Annotated in this window: 18 protein-coding genes; 1 reads left to right on the top strand and 17 read right to left on the bottom strand. The window is 46.3% G+C overall.

The genetic code is table 11. From position 1 onward, the window contains the following. Positions 1–100 precede the first annotated feature (100 nt). The 17 genes from astD to pilM all read right to left on the bottom strand — a co-directional run bounded on the left by astD (position 101) and on the right by pilM (position 19,804). Positions 101–1,558: a succinylglutamate-semialdehyde dehydrogenase gene (gene astD / locus A6D97_RS09970; RefSeq protein ID WP_017071310.1), complete on the bottom strand. Its 1,458-nt coding sequence runs from the start codon at positions 1,556–1,558 to the stop codon at positions 101–103. Positions 1,559–1,597: 39 nt separating this feature from the next. Next, positions 1,598–2,617 carry an arginine N-succinyltransferase gene (astA, locus tag A6D97_RS09965; protein ID WP_065584299.1) on the bottom strand — a complete coding sequence of 340 codons (1,020 nt, stop codon included), beginning with the start codon at positions 2,615–2,617 and terminating at the stop codon, positions 1,598–1,600. A 107-nt stretch (positions 2,618–2,724) separates the two neighbouring features. Further along, complete coding sequence (locus A6D97_RS09960; RefSeq protein ID WP_065584298.1) at positions 2,725–3,936, bottom strand: aspartate aminotransferase family protein; 1,212 nt, start codon at positions 3,934–3,936, stop codon at positions 2,725–2,727. A gap of 464 nt (positions 3,937–4,400) precedes the next feature. Beyond that, entirely contained in the window at positions 4,401–4,979 is a 579-nt protein-coding gene (locus A6D97_RS09955; RefSeq protein ID WP_010435229.1) for an aminodeoxychorismate/anthranilate synthase component II, read from the bottom strand. Positions 4,980–5,179: 200 nt separating this feature from the next. Continuing rightward, positions 5,180–7,774 (bottom strand): ExeM/NucH family extracellular endonuclease, encoded by a 2,595-nt coding sequence (locus A6D97_RS09950; protein WP_017061118.1) that lies wholly within the window; start codon positions 7,772–7,774, stop codon positions 5,180–5,182. A gap of 385 nt (positions 7,775–8,159) precedes the next feature. After that, positions 8,160–9,176, bottom strand: coding sequence for a tryptophan--tRNA ligase (gene trpS / locus A6D97_RS09945; protein ID WP_016796005.1), 1,017 nt, complete (start codon positions 9,174–9,176; stop codon positions 8,160–8,162). Positions 9,177–9,326: 150 nt separating this feature from the next. Beyond that, positions 9,327–10,013: a phosphoglycolate phosphatase gene (locus tag A6D97_RS09940; protein ID WP_017061120.1), complete on the bottom strand. Its 687-nt coding sequence runs from the start codon at positions 10,011–10,013 to the stop codon at positions 9,327–9,329. A 102-nt stretch (positions 10,014–10,115) separates the two neighbouring features. Continuing rightward, the gene (gene rpe, locus A6D97_RS09935) at positions 10,116–10,790 is read right to left on the bottom strand and encodes a ribulose-phosphate 3-epimerase (RefSeq protein WP_010435263.1); all 675 of its coding nucleotides are present in this window, start codon (positions 10,788–10,790) and stop codon (positions 10,116–10,118) included. Between the two features lie 200 nt (positions 10,791–10,990). After that, on the bottom strand, positions 10,991–11,839 hold the full coding sequence (locus tag A6D97_RS09930) for a Dam family site-specific DNA-(adenine-N6)-methyltransferase (RefSeq protein ID WP_017061122.1): 849 nt from the start codon (positions 11,837–11,839) through the stop codon (positions 10,991–10,993). 69 nt (positions 11,840–11,908) lie between these two features. Beyond that, positions 11,909–13,426, bottom strand: a complete 1,518-nt coding sequence (locus A6D97_RS09925; RefSeq protein WP_065584297.1) for an AAA family ATPase — start codon at positions 13,424–13,426, stop codon at positions 11,909–11,911. A gap of 79 nt (positions 13,427–13,505) precedes the next feature. Next, positions 13,506–14,594, bottom strand: coding sequence for a 3-dehydroquinate synthase (aroB, locus tag A6D97_RS09920; RefSeq protein ID WP_017061124.1), 1,089 nt, complete (start codon positions 14,592–14,594; stop codon positions 13,506–13,508). Between the two features lie 25 nt (positions 14,595–14,619). After that, the gene (gene aroK / locus A6D97_RS09915; RefSeq protein ID WP_017061125.1) at positions 14,620–15,138 is read right to left on the bottom strand and encodes a shikimate kinase AroK; all 519 of its coding nucleotides are present in this window, start codon (positions 15,136–15,138) and stop codon (positions 14,620–14,622) included. Positions 15,139–15,314: 176 nt separating this feature from the next. Beyond that, positions 15,315–17,033, bottom strand: coding sequence for a type IV pilus secretin PilQ family protein (locus A6D97_RS09910; protein ID WP_065584296.1), 1,719 nt, complete (start codon positions 17,031–17,033; stop codon positions 15,315–15,317). Between the two features lie 35 nt (positions 17,034–17,068). Next, positions 17,069–17,587 carry a pilus assembly protein PilP gene (locus A6D97_RS09905; RefSeq protein ID WP_017063694.1) on the bottom strand — a complete coding sequence of 173 codons (519 nt, stop codon included), beginning with the start codon at positions 17,585–17,587 and terminating at the stop codon, positions 17,069–17,071. Continuing rightward, positions 17,574–18,203, bottom strand: coding sequence for a type 4a pilus biogenesis protein PilO (gene pilO, locus A6D97_RS09900; RefSeq protein WP_017061128.1), 630 nt, complete (start codon positions 18,201–18,203; stop codon positions 17,574–17,576). The genes A6D97_RS09905 and pilO overlap by 14 nt, the downstream gene beginning before the upstream one ends. Beyond that, a complete protein-coding gene (locus tag A6D97_RS09895; protein WP_017061129.1) occupies positions 18,196–18,795 on the bottom strand; it encodes a PilN domain-containing protein in 600 nt (199 codons plus the stop codon). The genes pilO and A6D97_RS09895 overlap by 8 nt, the downstream gene beginning before the upstream one ends. Next, positions 18,779–19,804: a type IV pilus assembly protein PilM gene (gene pilM / locus A6D97_RS09890; RefSeq protein ID WP_017061130.1), complete on the bottom strand. Its 1,026-nt coding sequence runs from the start codon at positions 19,802–19,804 to the stop codon at positions 18,779–18,781. Before pilM ends, A6D97_RS09895 begins: the two co-directional genes overlap by 17 nt. Before the next feature lie 151 nt (positions 19,805–19,955). Between pilM and A6D97_RS09885 the strand changes: the two genes are divergently transcribed. Beyond that, on the top strand, positions 19,956–22,517 hold the full coding sequence (locus A6D97_RS09885) for a PBP1A family penicillin-binding protein (protein ID WP_065584295.1): 2,562 nt from the start codon (positions 19,956–19,958) through the stop codon (positions 22,515–22,517). Positions 22,518–22,544 lie beyond the last annotated feature (27 nt).

The raw sequence follows: 22,544 nt of genomic DNA, 5'->3' as shown, positions 1-22,544 counted from the left end.
ACCGCCCAATCTAGGTGTCGGACGTGATGGAAAAGGAAAGCGATAACACCACTTCCCTATTTCAAGCTTAACGCATGAGCCTAAGACTCATTAGCCTAAATTAAAGCTCAATACCCGGGCTAAACGTTGCTGGAAGTTGAGTTTCACCGCCTTCCATTGAAGCCATAGGATAAGCACAGTAGTCCGCCGCATAGTAAGCACTTGGGCGTAGGTTGCCTGAAGCACCCGGACCACCAAATGGTGCATCACCACTTGCGCCTGTTAGCTGACGGTTACGGTTAACAATACCCGCACGGATATGGTCAACGAAGTATTCCCATTCAGAATCATCTGTTGATACAAGACCCGCAGACAAACCAAAACGAGTGTCGTTAGCTAGCTCAACCGCTTGCTTTAGCGATTGGTAACGAACCACTTGTAGCAGTGGACCGAAGTACTCTTCATCCGGCAGCTCAGCAATGTTGGTTGCGTCGATAATACCCGGAGAAACAAACGCCGCTTGACCCGCTTTTGCTTCTACTAGGCTGACGCCGCCTAACGATTGTAGATTCGCTTGCGCGTCTAGAATAAATTTAGCGGCAGCTTCAGAGATCTGAGGGCCCATGAAAGGAGCTGGTTCCGCGAAAGGCTGATCGACACGAATCTTTTGCGTAGCTGCGACCAGTTTATCGAGTAGCAGATCGCCCTTCTCGCCAACAGGCACGTACAAACGACGAGCACATGTACAACGTTGACCCGCACTGATGAACGCCGATTGGATAATGGTGTATACCGTTGCGTCTGCGTCACCATATTGGTCACTGATCACCATAGGGTTATTGCCACCCATCTCTAGTGCCAACATCTTGCCCGGTTGGCCCGCGAATTGACGGTGAAGGATATGCCCAGTATTAGCGCTACCTGTGAACAGCACGCCATCAAGACCTTTAGCATCGGCCAGTGCGATACCTGTCTCTTTAGCGCCTTGTACTAGGTTGATTACGCCAGCAGGAAGACCCGCTTCTTGCCATAATTTCATCGCAAACTCACCCGTCCAAGGTGTCTGCTCTGAAGGCTTAAATACCACGGTATTACCCGATAGCAGTGCAGGAACAATATGACCGTTAGGTAGGTGACCAGGGAAGTTATAAGGACCAAATACTGCCATCACGCCTAATGGACGGTGACGCAGTACAATCTGGTTGCCTGCCGCTTCACGAGAAGCTTCACCGGTACGCTCATGGTAAGCACGAATTGAAATAGCAATCTTGCCCGCCATTGCGCCCGCTTCAGTGCGAGTTTCCCAAATCGGTTTGCCCGTCTCTTTCGCGATGATTTGCGCGATTTCTTCGCTGTTCTCTTTAACTTTCTCAGCAAAGTTCAACACGATCGCTTCACGCTCTGCAAAGCTCAGTTTTTTCCAAACCAAGAAGGCTTCACGAGCTGCTGCTACTGCAGATTCAACCTGTGCTGGTGTCGCGCTATCACCCTGCCACACTACTTCATTGTTGTATGGGCTTACTGATGTCATGGCGTCACCTTGACCTGCCACCCACTGTCCTGCTATCCACTGAGTCATACTTCTATCCTTAAAATCTTCGACAGATAATCGCCGCTCTTATTGAGCCAACATGCGAACGAATTCGCCTTCTTTTACTTCAAGAGCGCTTGCTACTTCAGATGATAAAATCACTGTGTCGCTTGCTTGGTCATACGCACCTTTCGCGGCTACTGCGCGGAAGTTCTCAAATGAGGTATTACCAATTAGGAAGTCTTTAGAGCTAGAGTGCTCTGCAATTTGAACCTGTGCTCGAATAGAGTGACGTACAGATTCGATGTTTCTTAAATCACACTCGACCGTTGGTCCCGCATCAAAGATGTCGACATAACCACGATTCGTGAAACCTTCACGTTCCAACAGTTTCAATGCTGGGCGGGTGTTATCGTGCACTTGACCAATCACCGCCTGAGCTTCTTCACTCAATAGGTTTACATAGATTGGCAGTTTCGGCATAAGGTCTGCGATGAAGCCTTTCTTACCAATACCCGTTAGGTAATCGGCTAGTGTGAAGTCAATCGAGAAGAAGTGCTCTTGCAACCACTTCCAGAATGGCGAGTTGCCTTCTGCATCTGATACACCACGCATCTCAGCAAAGATCGTTTTTGAGAAACGCTCTGGGTGCTCAGCCATCAGTAGGAAACGACACTTAGACATCAGTCGACCGTTTAAGCCTTTGCGGTAATCAGGACGTAAGAACAGCGTACAAATCTCGCTGCACCCTGTGTAGTTGTTACCGAAAGTCAGCAGCTTCACCACGTTATTCACGCCAAGCTTTTGCGATGAGTGAACCACTTTACTGATGTGGTAAGAGTAAAACGGAACGTCCCAACCAATTGAAGCTTCAATGCCTGTGGTACCAGCAACTTCACCGGTTTCTGTGTCGAAGCCAACCATTAGGTAGCCTTCGTCACCAGGTTCAGTCACGTCTTGTTTGGCAAAGCTGTATTCAGAGTGAGTAATACGGTTAGTTAACAGTTCTTCGTTAACCGGAAGAGATGTGAATCCGTGTCCTGACTCAACGGCGCAGGTATGCAGCGCATCGTAATCAGATAGTTTTATTGGGCGAACAACTAGCATCAATATTCCCTCCAGATGCAAAATAGGCCCAAAACCAGAAGCTTGGGCCTTTAGCAGAACGTCATGGGATCGCTCTAGTGGCGATCATTCCTATGACGCCGCTCAGGCTAAACTAGCGTAGCGATTGCTTTGTCTAGTTTTGATAAGCCTTCTTCAATTTCTTGTGTAGTGATAACCAGTGATGGAGTAAAACGAACCACGTTTGCACCCGCAACCAGTACCATCAAGCCTTGTTCGCCTGCTGCTACTAATACGTCACGTGCACGTCCTTGCCACTCTTCGTTAAGCGCAGCACCTAGTAGTAGGCCTTTACCACGAACTTCACTGAAAATTTGATACTTGTCGTTAATCTTAGCTAGGCCATCGCGGAATAGCGCTTCACGCTCTTTCACGCCAGCCAGAGTTTCAGGTTGGCTAACTACATCAACAACGGCTTCTGCTACTGCACACGCCAGTGGGTTACCACCGTAAGTAGAACCGTGCGTGCCAACTTTTAGGTGTGTCGCAAGTTCAGAAGTTGTTAGCATTGCGCCGATAGGGAAACCACCACCTAGAGATTTTGCTGTGCTCAAGATGTCTGGTGTTACACCTAGACCTTGGTAAGCATAGAAATTACCAGTACGGCCATTACCTGTTTGCACTTCATCAAAGATAAGCAGTGCATTGTGTTTGTCACACAGTTCACGAACGGTGTTCACAAATTCAGACGTTGGAGAAATGATACCGCCCTCGCCTTGCAGAGGTTCCATCATGATGGCACAAGTGCGATCAGAGATGTGCGCTTCTAGCGCTGCAATATCGTTGTAAGGTAGGTGAGTTACATCGCCCGGTTTAGGACCGAAGCCATCAGAGTAAGCTTCTTGACCACCCACCGTTACAGTAAAGAAAGTACGACCGTGGAAACCTTGTTTGAATGCAATGATTTCAGATTTCTCAGGACCGTGAACATCCGCCGCCCAACGACGAGCTAACTTTAGAGCTGCTTCGTTCGCTTCTGCACCAGAGTTCGCAAAGAATACTTTTTCTGCAAAACATACGTCAGTTAGCTTCTTCGCTAGACGCAGTGCAGGTTCGTTAGTCATTACATTACTTAGGTGCCAAATCTTGTTTGCTTGCTCAGTAACGGCATTTACCATTGCTGGGTGACAGTGACCCAAACAGCTCACAGCAATACCACCAGCAAAGTCGATATACTCTCGGCCTTGTTGGTCCCATACGCGTGCGCCTTCCCCTTTTACCGGGATCATTTCCATTGGGTTATAACAAGGCACCATCACCTCATTAAAAAGACTACGTTCTACATTATTTTCCACTGTCATCGTACATTCCTTCTCGATACCGCAAGCTTCGCAAATAAGCGTAATGGTTCATAAGAGAGATAAAGATATTTTCTCTCGCCATAATCCCGCTGCAGCATTATATTTACATTTAATTAACCTTTTCAATAGTAGATTATTCTTTAGCCATCCCTAACAACCAGCTAAACGTCACTACCTATGACTATTTATGCATCAAACAATCTGTTTTATGAAGCTTTTTTTAACTAAACGTCTATCCATCAACAGCAAAGCCTTACTGGTACAGCGGTATAAGGGGTTCGAGAGGAAATAAGGCGAATAATATTGCATAGACTAAAAACTTAGCCTGAAGAGGGAGAAATGTTATAAAAAGTGATCGGCGTCAGAGGGATGAAGACGCGGCGCGCCCGAATTAAAACGCTTAACGAACGAGGTAATACGTTTAACTGGCTTATTTGAACGAATGAAAAGCCAAATTTAAACACTCAACGCGCTAAGAAGTTAGCAAGAAGCTGGTGTCCTTGCTCTGTTTTAATCGATTCAGGGTGAAATTGGACGGCATCAATCGGCAAGGTTTTGTGTTGATAACCCATGATCTCATCCATACTGCCATCTTCAAACTCTGTCCAAGAAGTGAGTTCAAAGCAGTCAGGGAGCGTACCATTTTTCACCACTAAAGAGTGGTAACGAGTCACAGTCAGAGGATTATTGAGACCTTGAAAAACGCTCTTACCGTTATGACGGATCGGAGAGGTTTTACCATGCATCACTTGTCTGGCTCTCACCACTTCACCACCAAAGACTTGAGCAATGGCTTGATGACCAAGACACACACCTAAGATAGGTAGTTTACCAACGAAGTGCTCAATGACTTGCAGAGAGATACCCGCATCATTCGGCGTACAAGGACCCGGAGAGATAACAAGATGGCTAGGGTTCAGCGATTCTATACCCGCAATATCAATCTCATCGTTGCGAACAACTTTCACAGTGACCCCTAACTCACAGAAATACTGATACAAGTTATAGGTAAAAGAGTCGTAGTTATCGATGATAAGTAACATGGGTCGAAATCGTTTGCTAAATACTAAATGATTGAGAGATATAGGGGCGGTATTGTGCAATACCCATGGCGAAAGGCAAGTGGAAACTGCATTTCGCCAATAATTAAGGCCAACCTAAGTTGACCTTAATTGTTTACAGATAGCCCTAAGTTATCTGAATTGGCTTACTTGTATGGCAAGCCAATCTATTTGTGATTGAGCTACTTACGACGACGCCACATTGCTAAGCCAAATAGTGACATAAGAGCACCGAAGCCAAATGAACCGCCTACTCTTAGCTCAAGAACGGCAGGATCATGATCCGATGAACGGAAGTGATCTTGGTACTTAGGTAGGTCACCTTTGTACTCTTCGTTGTAGTCAAACAACGTCGACTCACCACCATTGATGTGCCAATCGGTAGCATCGACAACCCTATCTTTCAGGCTTTCGCTGATCAGCAGGTGGTCTAGAGCGCCAACTTCATCATTGTATGAGTAGCTCCAGCTGTCTGGGTGCTTTTGAGCCACAGCATTGATATAACCGTAGTTCTTCGTAATCACCGCACCGCTATCACCAAACTGCTCAACACCATCAATGTAGGTATTACGAGCTGCTTTGATCTGCTTGCCGTATTTCTCTTCCGAGTAATCGGTTAGCACCAGCATTGGATCTTCCATGCCGTACGAGTTCATATCACCCAGGATCACTTTGTGACCTTTGATGCCATCGAGCGCTTCACCTAATGCAACCGCCGCAGCAACACGGAAGTTCTCACATGAACCTTGCTTATCGGCATCAACGCCGCCTTGGCCGCCCTGCTCAATCGGAGCAGCATCTTCCCAACACTTAGAGCCTTTCGATTTAAAGTGGTTGATCGCTACGGTGAGTTTCTCTTTGGTGCCTTTAACTTTAAAGGTTGGCGCCAATGAGTCACGTTGGTAGTTCTTACCGTCTTCAATCACCTTGCCTGAATCGTCTAACACCTCTGGTGCTTGTTGGCTTGGCATCGCGATAACACGGCTGTCTTTAAGCTTAACCACCTTCTTACGGTAGATAACACCGGTTGTGATTACATCGGTACCAATCGAGTCCATCTCGTCGGTTACGCCGTCTTCGTTCGAGTCGACAGCCACAAAGGTATAACGGTCTTTCTTACGCTCAATGCGATCATTCAGTTGGTTTACAAGTTGCTGAATGGCAGAGCCTTCACCAAAGCCATTGTTCTCAATTTCCATCAAGCCAATGATGTCTGCATCTAAGCGAAGAATCGCGTTCACAATCTTCTCTTGCTGCATCTCAAACTCAGTGATGGTGTTCGCGCCACGGTTATTGCCGTGCTGATTCGCGTCGCCACCAAATGGAGAGTTGAAGTAGTTCAATACGTTGAAGGTCGCAATACGTAGGTCGCCTTCATCCATGTCTGGTTTGTCGGTACGCGGATCGTTACGCACATAGTTTTCAGCCGAGATCTGGTTAGTCGCAATTAAACGGTACTCACCGTAGCTGTAAGTCAGCACGCCTTCTAGGCCAACAATGGTGTCATCAATGCGGATGTAATCTTCTGTTGAACCATCTTGGTCGATATCAGTGCGGCCAAAATCTGGGTAGAAAGGGACTTGTCCATCAGCCGCTTTTTGATCGGTTTCAACGAAAAGACGGCGGTCTGCGTTGTCTTCAGTTTGCTGCTTCGCTTCGTCAGATCCCGCTGCGAAAAGCTGGTTCGGCTGCATGTTAATACGCTCATGCGCCAGTACCATGTTGTTACGACGACCTGCGTAGTCATAACCAAAGGTACGCGTCACACGCATATCAAGCGCTTCGGTTGTTTTCACCAACATGCCTTCGTAGCGTTCAAGCGTTGCAGCGAAGTTCTCGTCACTGTCTAGCACTTCTATCGCCGTCGCTTCAGGTGCCTGCTGCTCGCCCTGTTTTAGCCATTGGTTGTTTTCTACTTTCAGCTGAGTGTGGCTGTAGTATTCTTGAACCTTGCCTTTCACACACACTACATCACCGGCTACTAGCTCTGAGCTCGACTGGTTGGTATGAATAAATAGACCCTCAGAAGTGCTTGAGTTGAAATCATCCTCAAGTGCTTGCAGGTAGAAGCCTTTAGTTAGGCCTGTTGTTACCGCACTTACCACACCTTTTACGAAATATTCATCGTCGGTGATGTACGGGTAGCCATCGATGAATGGCGATGTAGCGCCCTCACCTTGGATTTCTTGAATGGTGGTGAATACTGGGTCAGAGCCATCTTGTGTACAAGTGAACGCTTCTGGCAGTTCAACGCTGTCTAGTGAACCTAGGCCTTCAATGCTGTCTTTTGGTAGCGATACCCATTGTGAAGCATCAAACGTCGCAGAAGGTGTTTGTGTCGCACGAACCAAAGTAACATCTTTGCCCCAGTCCACATCGCCCATCAAACCAACAACATCATGTACCGAGCCGTCTGAATTCAAGATAGCCAGCGGGTCGTCACCATTATGATTGGCGATAGAGGCATTAATGATGTCAGCTTGAGCTTTAATCTCATCACTCGCACTAGAATGTGCGACCACGAGTACTTCACCGGGTGCTAAAACGTGTCCATCTAAAGGTAAAGTGGCACCCCATGATCCGTTGCCATTGGCAGATTTCGCCAATGAGTAACCATCTAAACTAATGCTGCTATCGCCACTATTGGCAATCTCAACCGCTTTGTTATAGCTGCCGCCTTCCACATATTGTGAAATAAACAAATCAGCGTGTGCGCTTGTAGTTAACAAGCTACCAATTGCCACTGCTAGCAATGAAGGTTTGTGTAAAAGAGCCATCCGTTTCACCTGAGTTCATCGAGTTATAGTCACTGCCATCTATGGGCAGTCATGTATTTTGTGGTAACTATCAGGTTTATTTATGAAAGGAATAAGTCAGTTGGCAAGAAAATGAGGAACTTATCACTTTGGAATCATCAATTGTTTGGCACGTTATATATTTCCAACATATATAGAAACGAGTGTGATTTTATAAAGCTTGAGGGTACCAAATAAGATCATCTGCACAGCATTACAGCGATGGATATGCTAGCTAAATACTGGGTAAATTATCAATTCAAACAAGGGGGTTTCGAGGAAGGCAAATGGAATGGGCATGAAAAAGCCCAAAGTAAACAACAGCTACTTTGGGCTCAAATTCTCAAGCGAGTTGTGTTAGTTCACCCTATGGGCGAGTAACAAAACCTACTGCTTCGTATGCTTTTTTCAGTGTCACTGCAGCACGTTCAGAGGCTTTTTCAGCACCGGCTTTCATTACTGCGTCCATGTAGGCACGGTCAGCACGGATACGGTGATATTCAGCTTGAATCGGCTCAAGCATCTCAACCAATGCTGCGCCTACGTCTTTCTTGAACGGACCGTACATTTCAACGCCTTGGTACTGCGCTTCGATCTCTTCGAACGTTTTACCCGTCGCTGCAGAGTACAGACCCATTAGGTTAGAGATACCCGCTTTGTTTTCCCAATCGTGAGCAATGCGTGGTGGTGTTTCTGCATCGGTTTGCGCTTTGTTGATCTTCTTGATGATCGACTTAGGCTCTTCTAGCAGAGTAATCACGTTCTTACGGTTGTCGTCCGACTTAGACATCTTCTTCGTCGCGTCTTGCAGGCTCATTACACGTGCATTCACTGTTGGAATGTAAGGTTCTGGTACTTGGAAGATTGGCGTTTCAGGACCGTAGATGTTATTGAAGCGAGTTGCGATATCACGCGCTAGCTCTAGGTGTTGTTTCTGGTCGCTACCTACAGGTACTTGGTGAGCACCGTAAAGCAGGATGTCTGCAGCCATCAACACTGGGTAGTCGTATAGGCCTACGTTTACGTCGTTTGAGTGACGTGCAGACTTATCTTTAAACTGAGTCATACGGCTCAGTTCACCCATTTGTGTGTAACAGTTAAGAAGCCAACCAAGTTGAGCATGCTCTGGTACGTGTGACTGAACAAATAGCGTGCTCTTCTTTGGATCAACACCGACAGCAAGACAGATTGCTAGTGCGTCTAGAGTCGCTTCATGCAGTGCTTTCGGATCTTGGCGAACCGTAATTGCGTGAAGGTCTACAACACAGTATTGGCAATCGTAATCATCTTGCATCTGTTGCCATTGACGTAGAGCACCCAAGTAGTTACCGATACTTAGTTCACCAGATGGTTGAACACCACTCAATACGATGGGCTTGCTCATGGTTTTAATTCCTTTGCTTATTCGCTAAGTTTATTGAACGCTTAGCTTCTTAACTTAAATATAGAAAAGCCGCACAGCTCTTCTGTACGGCTCATCCAGTGTACTCATTGATAAGTATTTTGCTAGTAGGTTAGCTAACTTTTGTCCGCTTTATGCTGAAACTAGAACGACATCTAGTAATTGCGCGACGTTATCCGCGACATAGTCAGGGTTTGATGCTGAAATCGGCTCGCCGTGGTTATAACCGTAAGTCAGACCAAACGAGTGACAACCTGCATTCTTAGCCGCTTTAATGTCGTTGCTTGAATCGCCAACCATCAACATCTCTTCCGCTTTTACATTGTGCTTTTCTAGCAACCAGTTCAGAGCGACTGGGTTCGGTTTTTTCTCTGGGAAAGAGTCGCCACCCAACACATCAACAAAGTACTTATCAATACCGTGTTGCGCCAGTACGTCTGGTACAAACTTCGATGGCTTGTTGGTAACCAGCGCCATAGTGAAGCCGGCTTTATCCAGCTCAGCCAGCGTCTCTTTAACCGATGGGTAAAGGTGACTTAGCTTGTGACCGCCCTGCTCATAGAAATCATCAAACAGGATGCGTGCTTTTTTCAGTAGCTCTGGCTCTAGGCTTGGGTCAACCGTCAAGTTACGGCTGAGTGAACGTCCGATAAGAACATCAGCACCATTACCTACGTAGTCGCGAACTTGTTCTTCGCTCACTGAAGGGAAACCCAACTCCTGACAAGCTTGGTCAGCAGCAACGGCCAAATCAGGCACGCTGTCTAACAAGGTTCCATCCAAATCAAAGGCGATCAGTTTTATTGAGCTTAATGACATCTTACTTTCCTATTTATTATGTTCGTCTTATGAGTTGAGCTATAAGACGTAAAAAAGGGGCAAATTAGCCCCTTAATATTCAATCTATCTGTAGTTTTACGATTATGCGTTTACTTTTGCAAGCTCTGCACGCATCTCATCAATCACTTCTTTGTAATCTGGTTGATTGAAGATAGCTGAACCCGCAACGAACATATCTGCGCCCGCTTCTGCGATTTCACGGATGTTATCAACCTTCACGCCGCCATCAATCTCAAGGCGAATGTCACGGCCTGACTCATCAATCAGCTTACGAACAGCACGTAGTTTATCTAGCGTGTGCGGAATGAAAGATTGACCGCCGAAGCCTGGGTTCACAGACATCAGTAGAATCATGTCTACTTTGTCTAGGATGTAATCTAAGCAAGAAAGCGGCGTTGCAGGGTTAAGAACCACACCCGCTTTACAGCCGTGCTCTTTGATTAGCTGTAGAGTGCGATCGATGTGCTCTGAAGCTTCAACGTGGAAGGTAATCATTGATGCGCCGGCTTTAGCAAACTCAGGCACGATGCTGTCTACTGGCTTAACCATAAGGTGAACATCGATAGGAGCCGTAATACCGTAGTCGCGCAGCGCTTTACAGATAGGCGCGCCAAAAGTCAGGTTAGGTACGTAGTGGTTGTCCATCACATCGAAGTGCACAACATCAGCACCAGCTGCGAGTACTTTTTCTACGTCTTCACCAAGACGAGCAAAATCTGCAGACAAAATCGATGGAGCGATTAGAAAATCTTTCATACCAAACCTCTTAAGAGTGAGTAAATTGCGAATATCACCGCCTTGTGACATCTCATATACAAATACAAGACTCAATTCCAAGACTATTTGGTGTGCAATTCTACCTAAGCAACTAAGCAGATCCTAGCAGTTCGAAAGATTAGTTTATGAAAGTACCCGTTGGTCACTCAATTTAATGAGTTCGAGGGTTATGTTGGCCGCTACAATTCTTCTGAAGCGTGTTGCTGGTTTTTCTCTTTATGAAAAAGTGCCAGTAACTCATCGACTTTATTGCGCCCTGCGCCATTACGGCTAATGGTGCGCTTAACCTTGACCACGTTCAGTTCTGCACCATGGTATAAACGGCGCGTTAAGGTGGTGTCATGGTTTGAGATCAAGACAGGGATGCCTCGTTCCATCGCTGCTTTCTCAGCAACATCCGCCAGTGCAGCTTGGTCATCTAAGCTAAAGCCATTACCTGCGTAAGAGGTAAAGTTTGCCGTGTTCGATAGTGGTGCGTATGGAGGATCGCAGTAAACCACACAGCCTTTGCGCGCGCGGCTAAAGGTTTCATGGTATCCCTCACAGACGAAGGTGGCTTTTTTCGCTTTCTCGGCAAAAAATTCCAGCTCAGCTTCTGGGAAGTAAGGTTTTTTATAAGAACCAAATGGAACGTTAAAACCGCCCTTCTTGTTGTAACGACATAGGCCATTGAAGCCAAATCGGTTCATATACAAGAAAGCCAATGAACGATACATGACGTTATCTGTACCATTGAACTCAGCGCGAATATCTAAGAAGGCTTCTTTACGGTTGTTCTCAGGACAGAACCAGCGCTTCGCTTCCGTGATATAAGTTTCAGGATCGGTTTTAAGCAGGTTGTACAGGTTGATAAGATCGGGATTGATATCTGCAAGCAGGTACTGTTCAAAGTCAGTATTCAGAAATACTGAGCCGGCACCGACAAACGGTTCTACCAATTTACGAGCAGGTGGCAGGTGACGTTGGATGTCTTCAACTAGGCCATATTTACCACCAGCCCATTTTAGAAAGGCACGCTGCTTTTTCATTTACTGCTCTATCTATCAACTCAAAAATAAGGCTGCGGAATGTAACATATTTTGAGGCTAAGCTCAGGGTTATTTCGCACGTTCTATCTCTCGATGCACTTGATTCATCGATTTTGCCCAAGGTTCCAACTGTTGAAGGGGTTTTGATAACGCACTTACCGCGTCTCTCGCCACTTGAATCGTTGGGTAATCTTGATAAGTGATAATAAACCACTTGGTGTCGTTGCGAAGTGTTGGGTAAATACGAACCTTGTTCTCAAGGTCATACTCTTCAATGAAAGACTGTACGTCGTCCAATGAGGTCATCGCACTCAACTGCAAAGTATAAGCTCGCGGAGAGATAGCTTGTAACTCTTCGCGAGAAAATGAGAATGTAATTTTCTTAGTCGGTGGCGTGGACTGTGTTAGGTCTGTTGCTTCATCGGCTGAAGGCTGTGACTCCACTTTGTCTGCATCTGATTGCGAACTCACCGCGGCACCTGTGTTTTCTTCAACAGCAGCATCAATCGCACTGGTATCGGTACTTTCAGGTTTATCATCAAGCAAGGCATCAACCACATCAGAGGTGATTACGACACGCTGCTGATCTTGTTCGACTTCTCCAACACTCGCGGTATCTTCAACGACAGTCGGTGGCAAAGATGAGCTGTCGTCATCAGCACCTTGATAACTCATGTCAGCTTCGGCTTCAGAATCGTCCATTCCGTCGATTCCAGCTTGCTCGGTACCACTTTCCACTTCAAAAGTTGGGATAGCTGTCTGTTCAATCGGAGCGATAAGAGATTGCGCTTTATCGTCAGGGGTTGGTTGACTGAACATCCACCAATAACCACCACCAATTAAAATCAACAGCAAGGCCACCACAATCGCGATATTGATGGGTGAGCCAATAATTGAGCGAATAATAATCCTTTTTTCCACTTTCAATTCTCCTAAAGCCATTAACTCACCGGGCAGAGGTTGCGCTTTATTAAACGCACGTCGCACGCAAGTTTCAGACTCATCATCAACATATCGAATCACCAGTGATTCAAAGAAATGTTCAGCTTCTGGTTGCGAAAGGTCATCGATCTCAAGATCGATAGGTTTGTGTTGTTGACCGTAGCTCAAACGCGTTAATAACGTATCTAAGTGGCCAGGTTCCGAGAAGAGAACGATATTGATCGTCCATTGAGGGTTTGATTGAGCTTCCAGTACCAACATCCATAATTCGGATACCAATAGCTCAGAAAGTCGTTGGGCATCATCAACGACGATAACCACATTACACGGTTCTCCATCCAGTAACCTTGTTAGGCTATCCGATAAAGAATCATGTTGATTAAACAGGGGATCAGAAACAATTTGGCTAAGAATGAGCGCACGGCGTTGTTGATCGTCTTGGCTTGGATGACAAAGCAGTAAACACTGATTTTTTTCTGTCGACCATGCTTCAAGATAACGCTGAGCCAACCAAGATCGGCCAGAGCCAGCTTTGCCCGCCACCGTCACAAGGTTTGAACCAAAGTTAGTCAAAAGCTGTAAGCGCTCTAGCAGCTCAACTTGAGATTCTAACTCTAATACTCTTAATTCATGAGCCAAACTCATTGGGGATCCCTACTGATAAGATCGATCAGTAAAACGCTTCAGTTGCCTAGAGTTTAGCTAGGCAACCTCACAACCAAATTTAAAGAGTACGGCAGAAATCGATCGCTTGTTTAATGATGTCTTGAGGCACATCAGCAACCACTTCAGCAGTACCAATACTTGTTGGTAATACCAAACGCAACTGACCAGACAGCACTTTTTTATCGCGCATCATGTGCTTCATAAAGTCTTCAAAAGACATGCTTTCTGGCGTATGGATTGGTAGTTTCGCATTCTTGAGTATAGAAATAATTCGCTCAAGTTGCTGCTGAGAGATCAGTCCCTGTAATTGAGCTGTTTTAGCTGCCATTACAGTGCCTGACGACACAGCTTCACCATGTAGCCAATTACCATAGCCTAGTTCTGCTTCAATCGCATGACCAAATGTATGACCTAGGTTCAATAACGCTCTGATTCCTGACTCTTTTTCATCTAGAGCCACCACTTCAGCCTTAATTGCACAACAACGAGCAATCGCGGTAATCAGTGCTTCTTCATCAAGTTGATAAAGTTTCTCTAGATTCTGCTCCAACCAATCAAAGAAGGCTTCATCGTAAATGATGCCGTATTTGATCACCTCAGCAATGCCCGCTGCAAACTCACGCTCTGGAAGCGTTGATAAACAGTTGGTATCGATGATCACAGATTTCGGTTGGTAAAAAGCGCCGATCATATTCTTACCAAGAGGATGGTTTACTGCGGTTTTACCACCAACAGAAGAGTCCACTTGAGAAAGAAGGGTCGTCGGGATTTGAATGAAATCAATACCGCGCTGGTAACAAGAGGCAGCAAAACCGACCAAGTCACCGATAACACCACCTCCTAAAGCAATCACCACCACATCGCGGCTGTAATTTCCTTCAAGCATGTAGCTCATCACTGAATTGAACGTTTCAAGGGTTTTGTACTGTTCACCGTCTGGCAGCTCGAGAAGAGATGTCTGACAGCCGACTTGATCCAATAGCGATAAAATTTTATCAGCATAAAGAGGCGCTACTGTCACATTACTGATAACAACAACTTTCTGCTTACCTGATAAAAAAGAAAGGTACGCCGGGTCTTCAAATAACCCGGCGCCAATAGAGATAGGGTAGCTACGCTCAGCTAGATTGACCGTAATCCGTTCCATGGGTTTGCTCTCCGAAAAAATGAACTTAACGTTCTTCTAGCATTTTTACGATCTGGTTGGCTACCACTTTTGCACTTTGGTCGTCAGTACGAACTGTGTAGTCCGCCACTTCTTCGTATAGTGCGTTGCGAGATACAGCTAGATCTTCTAGCACATCACGCGGGTTGTCTGTTTGAAGTAGAGGGCGTTTCTTGTCGCGGTTAGTGCGAGCAAGTTGCTTTTCAATTGTTGTCTCTAGGTATACAACAATGCCTCGTGCAGATAGACGGTTACGGTTTTCTTTGCTCAACACTGAACCACCACCTGTCGCAAGAACAATACCTTGTTCTTCTGTCAGATCATTGATTACAGATTCTTCGCGCTTACGGAAACCTTCTTCGCCCTCAACATCAAAAACCCATGCGATGTCTGCGCCAGTGCGCTCTTCGATCACAGTGTCAGAGTCTAGAAACTCCATATGAAGTTGGGAAGCTAGGTGTCTACCAATTGTACTTTTGCCGGCGCCCATTGGGCCAACAAGAAAAATATTGCGTTTCTCAGCCATGTTTTTAGCAGTAATTTACAACGTTAATTCAATGACATCGCCACAAGGTAGGTCAGTACAAGTACTGAAATTAAAAGGCCCGTGGCACCGATTCCTCACAGATAATTCGTGATAAGACCCGAAATTATCAAGGTTAGGTGCCACTAATGCAACTTTATTTTTAATCTAATTGTTCATTACTGAATCACAACTTTGGGTGTGACAAAAATAAGTAGTTCACTTTTACCCACATTTTCATAGCTGCGACGGAACAATGCGCCCAAAACTGGCAGGTCCCCCAACAGAGGAACTTTATCCACTGTACTGCTCACGCTGTGCTGAAATATCCCGCCAAGCACGACAGTTTCACCATTGTTAACAAGCACTTGCGTACCTATTCTTTGCGTATCAATGGCGACCGCTTCACCGGTTCCAGTTTTTACCACTTGCCCTGGCCTATCTTGAGTCACGCTCAAATCCAATACCAAACGATTGTCGGGTGTGATCTGCGGTGTCACCTTAAGACTCAACACGGCTTTCTTAAATGCAACCGACGTAGCGCCACTTGAAGATGACTCTAAGTAAGGAATTTCAGTACCTTGCTCAATATAAGCCGGCTTTTTATTGGTGGTGATTAAGCGTGGACTAGAAATGATTTCAGCTTTTGACTCTTGTTGCAGTGCCGACAGTTCAAGATCGAGTAAGGTATCTGAACCCAGTTTGGCCACCTGAAACGCAATACTCGAGGCGTTCGGCGATGTTGCCCCTAAATTGACGTTGAGATAGTCATCAATCACGCTGCTGCCGCTATCGTCGTCATACGGCGTAATCGCTGATGGGTGGTTACCTTCGATTGAGCCACCAACGGTGAAGCTTCCGTTGGTTGAGGAAACGCCCCAGCGCACGCCAAGCTCATCAAGATTACCCTCAGTAACCGTGACAATACGTGCCTCTATCTGTACCTGCTTCACGGGAATGTCTAACGATTCAATGATGCCTCGGATCACGGCAATGTTTTCTTCCAATTCACGAATGAGCAGTGAGTTGGTGCGCTCATCAATGGTAATCGAACCACGATCGGACAACATGCTGACCGCACCTTCACCTCCAATCATGTCAGCGATGTCGGTGGCTTTAGCAAAGTTAATCTTGATGATTTCCGATTTAAGCTCCCCTAACTCCTCTTCTAAGCGCGATTTCTCTAACGCTTGTTGCTCTCGAAGGTCGAGCTCCGCTTTCGGCGCGACCAAGATAACATTGCCATCAACACGCTTATCCAAGCCTTTAACTTGCAAGATAATGTCGAGAACTTGCTGCCAAGGTACGCCATCTAAGCGTAACGTCAGGTTTCCGGCTACCGAATCAGACACCACGAGATTGAAGTCGTTGTAATCGGCAATCAGTTGCAGGACATTTCGTACCGGGATATCCTGGAAGTTAATCGATATCAGCTTGCCCTCTTTCTCTAGAACGCTTTTTTCTTTGGTCGCTTCATCGAGCACCGGTTTGCTGATCACCACCTCAATAAAGCGCCCCTTTAGGTTGTATTCATACTGATAGTCATTGCTAATCGTCGCTAGAAGCCGAGTGCTTGGTGTCTCTTTATAGACTTCAATGCCTTCAACCAAGGTAGCGAAATCCTTCACATCCAGCAGGTAGAGCTTGTCATCATCAACTTGAGTATTGATTAGCTCGATACTTAACCCTTCCTGAACTCGTTGAACATCCACCACTGCTGTGCTGGTCGCCAGCTCAATAATGATGACGGCGTCTTTATCCTTATTGACCCTAAAATCAATATTCTCCAATTTGTTCGGTAAGCTCTCGGCATGGCTGAGCACGCTAACAACCAACATCACAGACACAGCAAAACCTTGTAGAGCCTTGCTCACTAATCCACTTATTCCTTTAATCATATTTACATCTCATATCCACATCATGTGACATTGGTTTACTTCAGAGCCAGCCTAACGTTGCGCTTATGCCAACAACCTAAGCCATCTGGAAGAGTTTCATTAATCTGAACGTATTGGCTCGTCACCTTAGTAACTCGGCCATTGTTTAAGCCGATAAACTGGCCTTTCTTGACGTTTACCACGTTGCCTTTGGGTGTTTGCACTAAGCCAAACACGCTTGAGCCACTGCCCATCACGCCTCTTAAACGAAGCTTACTCAGCGGGTACTTCTCTAACTTGCCATTACGAGAACGGGCGCTGGGTTGCCAACAGTCTTTCTTAACCAAGGGTTGGTTTTGCACAATGGCTTCTTTAGGCAGTTCAAAGGGAGGACGCAAAGATCGGCGCTGATAAGTCGCCGCCGTGAATTCAGTTGCTGGGACAAGTTGCTCGACATCTTTTCTCGCCTTGGCTTCAACCTGCGCCACAAAATCTTGCAGTGAGTCTTGATTAGCTTTGCAGCCTGACAACGCAAGCATCAATACGATTGAGTAAAACGCGCTATTGGGTTTCATCATTAACCTCCGATTTAAACTGGTAGGTATAAGCTCGAACCCTAAAGTGCAGCGTGCTACTTTCTTGACTGACTCGCTGCCAATTCACATCATCAAAGCTAATAATACGCGGCAGCTTGGCGATGGCAGCAGAGAAGTCACCAATCTCGTGATAGTCACCTGTCAGCTCTATATTGAGAGGCAATCGATAGAGAAACTCCTTATTCTGCTTTTGCCCCCAATCGATTCGTGTGAAGGTCAGCGAGTTATCCAAGCCGAGCTCATTCACGGAGGCCAACATGCTCGCTAACTCCTTTTGAACGGGCAGCTGCTCTAATAGATAATCGTAGCGACTAGTTAGCTCATCCAACTGGCTCTGCAACTTAGGCAAGGCTGCAACCTTATTCGCCTTTATCCTCAAGGTCGTTTTTAAGGTCTGCTCCTGTTGCTTCATCTGTTTCAGTTCCTCGTCGAGCGGCAGCAGATACAGCCAAGTGCCAACACCTTGGATTAACACCATCAACACCAGAATCACGAGAAGCTGAGGCAACAATGGCCATTCGGTGATCTCATCAACATCGAGATCTTGCAAGCTCATCCTGTTTTGCCTACTAATCCTATTTTGAAGGTTAGCCATGATGCGCCCCCTTATCTTTTCTGCTCGCGGTTGTGTTTTCTAAAGACACAGGGCTAAACACAAAAGAGACCTTGAAGGTCTGAAACTCTTTATTGAAGCGCTTGCGGTTATGAACGATAGAGTGCATCTCGACCCCTTTCAAAGAATCTGAACGTTCGAGGTTGTCCAACATGGTGGCGAGACGAGCAGTGCTGTCGCTGATGCCCGACATTTCAATCTCCTGACCATTCATCTTTATCTTGTCGACATAGACACCCTCTGGAATCAGCTCCGGCATCAAGTTCATGAAGTCGGTGGTCTTATTACGGCCAAGCTGCAGCGACTCAACCACATCAAGTCGAGTCAGAATGGCTTTGTGTTCTTGCTCTGCGACTTTTAACGACTGAATTTGTCGGTCGAGCTCAGCAATGTACTGATTGAGGTAATTGAGGCGAGCTTGCTGCTTGGCTTGTTGATCGTGAAAATAGTGACCAACCGCCCATTGCCCTATAAGCGCAATGATGACGCCAAGAATGACCAGATGGATAAAACGCTTCTTGTGCTGAGCACGAATCTCATCACGCCACGGCAGCAGGTTAATTTGATGCAACATGCTTCTCTCCCTGCCACTTGAGCCCACTCATCGCCATACCCGCCGCGATACCAAAGTGTTGCCAGTCAATCGGCAGTCGGCGTCTCTTGGCGACCTTATTCTCAAATAAAGACAAAGGATTCAATGACTCGCAGCTCAACTGAAAATGGCGTTCTAGCTCTTCGGTTACCATAGGGATGCTGGCGCCCTCGCCCATCAACCAAATCCCTGAGATAGGTTGCTGCGCATTTCCCGATGAATAGAGCTGCAATTGACGCTTGAGCTTCTCAATCAGGTTAACAATGAATTGATGTGTCTCTTCCATAGTACCGAACACGCTCTCGATATCACTCGGGTCATCTGAGCTGCGAAGATCTTGAGTGCCAAAGGCGATGTCTTTATAGAAAGGCGCCGAATTCTGCGGGATAACCCCTAGCGAGGTTTGGTCGATTCCAACATCCACTAGCAACCAGTTTTTCTTATCGGGATACAGGCGCGAGGCCAATTGCCAGATATTAAGTAGCCCATGCGCCTGTGTATCCACCACCACAGGTTTGAAGCCAGCCTTGGTTAATGCATCCGCTCGGCTATCCACAACTTCTTTACGAGTGGCGTATACCTGATAACTGCTTGTCGAACCTTTACCAAATCGTTTGTCTTCCAGCTTTACAAAATCTAAACTCAGCTCCTCGATAGGAAAGGGAGATTGATGGGCGAAGGTTTGATAGATAGAAAACTCTTTTTCTCTGTCTTCTAACTCACTCTCTATTTGCAGTACTTTGCTGATCACCGTGTTATCAGGTACCGAAATGGCGACGTTGCGACAGCCAAAAGGCAGTCCTTTCCTAAGTTCTTTAAGTTTCTTAACAGTTTTCTGATACTCCAAAGTATGGTTAGCTGTAAAAATGTCGTCCGAAATCGGCAGCTCTTTGTATCCCACTAGGGCATACAACTCCCCCACGGGTTTTAGTACCACGGCTTTGATGCTGTGATGATTTATATCTATACCTGTAATTAATGATGAACCCATGTGACCTAGCTCCTGAAGTGCCAAGCATTTCGTTGATTATCTAGGGGTTGTGATTATTAGTTAAATAAGCGTTAATAAACGAAAGCTAAGTTTTTAGCCTAGAGTACAAGGGTTTGCTGCTTATCAGCCTTAACTAATCAGGGATTATCCGGTGAAGTTCATAAAGCGATTATTCATATTTACATTGATTTGCATGATTCTTGGAGTCAGTACAATTTTCGGGTTTTATTTTTACGTAAAACCAGAGTTGCCTGATGTTGCCACTTTGCGCGACGTAGAACTCCAAACGCCGATGCAAGTCTTCAGTCAAGACGGTAAGCTGATCTCTCAATTTGGTGAAAAGCGTCGTAATCCAGTCACTTATGACGAGATTCCTCGCCACTTAGTTGAGGCTCTGATTGCCACCGAAGATAGCCGTTTCTATGAACACCCAGGTATTGACCCAATCGGTATCACACGTGCAGCACTCGTGGTTGCAATGTCGGGTTCAGCCAAACAAGGTGCTAGTACCATTACTCAGCAGCTTGCGCGTAACTTCTTCTTATCTAATGAGAAAAAGATTATGCGTAAGATCAAAGAGATCTTCATTGCGATCCACATTGAGCAACTTCTTAGTAAAGAAGAGATCATGGAGCTTTACGTCAACAAGATCTTCCTTGGTCACCGTTCGTATGGTTTTGGCGCGGCAGCACGTGTTTACTTCGGTAAAGATCTTCCTGATCTCACGCTGAGTGAAATTGCGACCCTTGCGGGTATGCCAAAAGCACCTTCGACAATGAACCCTATTTACTCTGTTGAGCGCGCGACTAACCGTCGTAACGTTGTATTGCGTCGTATGTTAGACGAGAAATACATCACTCAAGCAGAGTTCGATGACGCTCGTAGCGAAGAGCTTATCTCGAAATACCACGGTGCAGAGATCGAACTGAGCGCGCCATATGTTGCTGAAGTTGCACGTGCTTGGATGGTGGAACGCTATGGTGAAGAAGCTTATACATCAGGCATGAAGGTCTACACGACCGTTGATTCGAAACTGCAAAAAGCAGCGAACCAAGCCGCAATTAAGAACCTACTTGGCTACGATGAGCGTCACGGCTACCGTGGTGCTGAAAAAGTATTGTGGCAGACTGCGCAATCAGCGTGGGATCAAGAACAAATCGTTAAACACCTTAAGTCTCAACCAACCTATGGTGACCTAGTCCCTGCTGTTGTTACCGCGGTTGATTCGAAAAGTGCTCAAATTTGGGTTAAGAACCAAGGTGAAGGCACTATCGAATGGCAAGGCATGAACTGGGCGCGTAAATTCCTAACGGATAACCGCCAAGGACCAGCGCCTTCTCAAGCGAAAGAAATTCTGGCGGTTGGTGAACAAATCTGGGTTCGCCATGAAGCCGTTACCGGCAATGAAGTCTCTGAAGAGCCGACAGAAGAGTCAGCGACTGCAGAATCAGAAACACCGATTGTATGGCGACTAAGCCAAGTACCGAATGCGAACACAGCATTTGTTGCAATGAACCCGAACAACGGCGCGGTATTGTCGATGGTCGGTGGCTTTAACTTTGTCCACAACAAGTTCAACCGTGCAACGCAATCTATTCGTCAGGTGGGTTCTGGTATCAAACCCTTTATCTACTCAGCAGCGATTGAGAAAGGCTTAACGCTAGCCTCACTGATCAACGATGCACCGATTAACCAATGGGATAAGAGCCAAGGTACCGCATGGCGACCAAAGAACTCGCCACCGACTTACGTGGGTCCAACTCGTTTACGTATTGGCTTAGCTCAGTCTAAAAACGTAATGGCGGTACGTGTACTGCGCGAAGTAGGCCTAGATGATACTCGTAACTACCTAACTCGATTTGGTTTTGATATTGACGAAGTGCCTCGTTCAGAGACCATTGCTCTGGGTGCGGGTAGCTTAACGCCAATGAAAGTAGCTCAAGGTTACTCAGTATTCGCTAATGGCGGCTACTACGTTGAACCTTTCTACATCAGTCGCATTGAGACACCATTTGGTGAGACTGAATTTGAAGCGACACCAAAAGTGGTTTGTAAAGACGATTGCCAACAGCAAATGACCTCAGACCCAATGGCTGATGAGTTTGCAGAGCAAGATGTGGATGCCAAAGTACAATACGCACCTCAAGTTATCTCTGAACAGAACGCATTCCTTGTTCGTGAAATGATGTACAGCAACATCTGGGGTGGCGGTGATTGGAGCGCTGGCACGGGTTGGAACGGTACTGGTTGGCGTGCACAACCGTTGAAGCGTCGTGACATTGGCGGAAAAACGGGTACCACCAACGATTCTAAAGATACTTGGTACAGCGGCTACGGCCCTGGCATGGTGGCTACGGTATGGGTTGGTTTTGATAACCACAACCGAAACCTAGGCCGTACTAAAGCGAACTCGAACCTTGGTAAAAATCAGATTACTGGTGCAGAAGCTGGCGCGAAAACAGCAGAACCTGCATGGGTTGATTTTATGGGTACGGCGTTAGCGGGTGTTCCTGCTGAGCGTAAAGAAATTCCGGAGAACATCGTCCGTGTTCGAATCGACCGTGAAACTGGCTTACTGACCAACAAGTTCGATAGCTCATCAATGTTCGAGTACTTCGAGAAAGGCACAGAGCCAACCGAGTACATCACTGAGCGTTTCAATGATGACATCTACTCAACCTCATCAGGTGAAGCAGTAGAAGAACTGTTCTAACTAGGGTTTGTAGAACCTAGTAACATG

Origin of the sequence: Vibrio sp. ZF57, from assembly GCF_001691235.1 — a bacterium.
GTDB classification, from domain to species: domain Bacteria; phylum Pseudomonadota; class Gammaproteobacteria; order Enterobacterales; family Vibrionaceae; genus Vibrio; species Vibrio crassostreae_C.
Note: the sequence above shows the minus strand (reverse complement) of the source record. Positions and strands in the feature narration are given on the sequence as shown.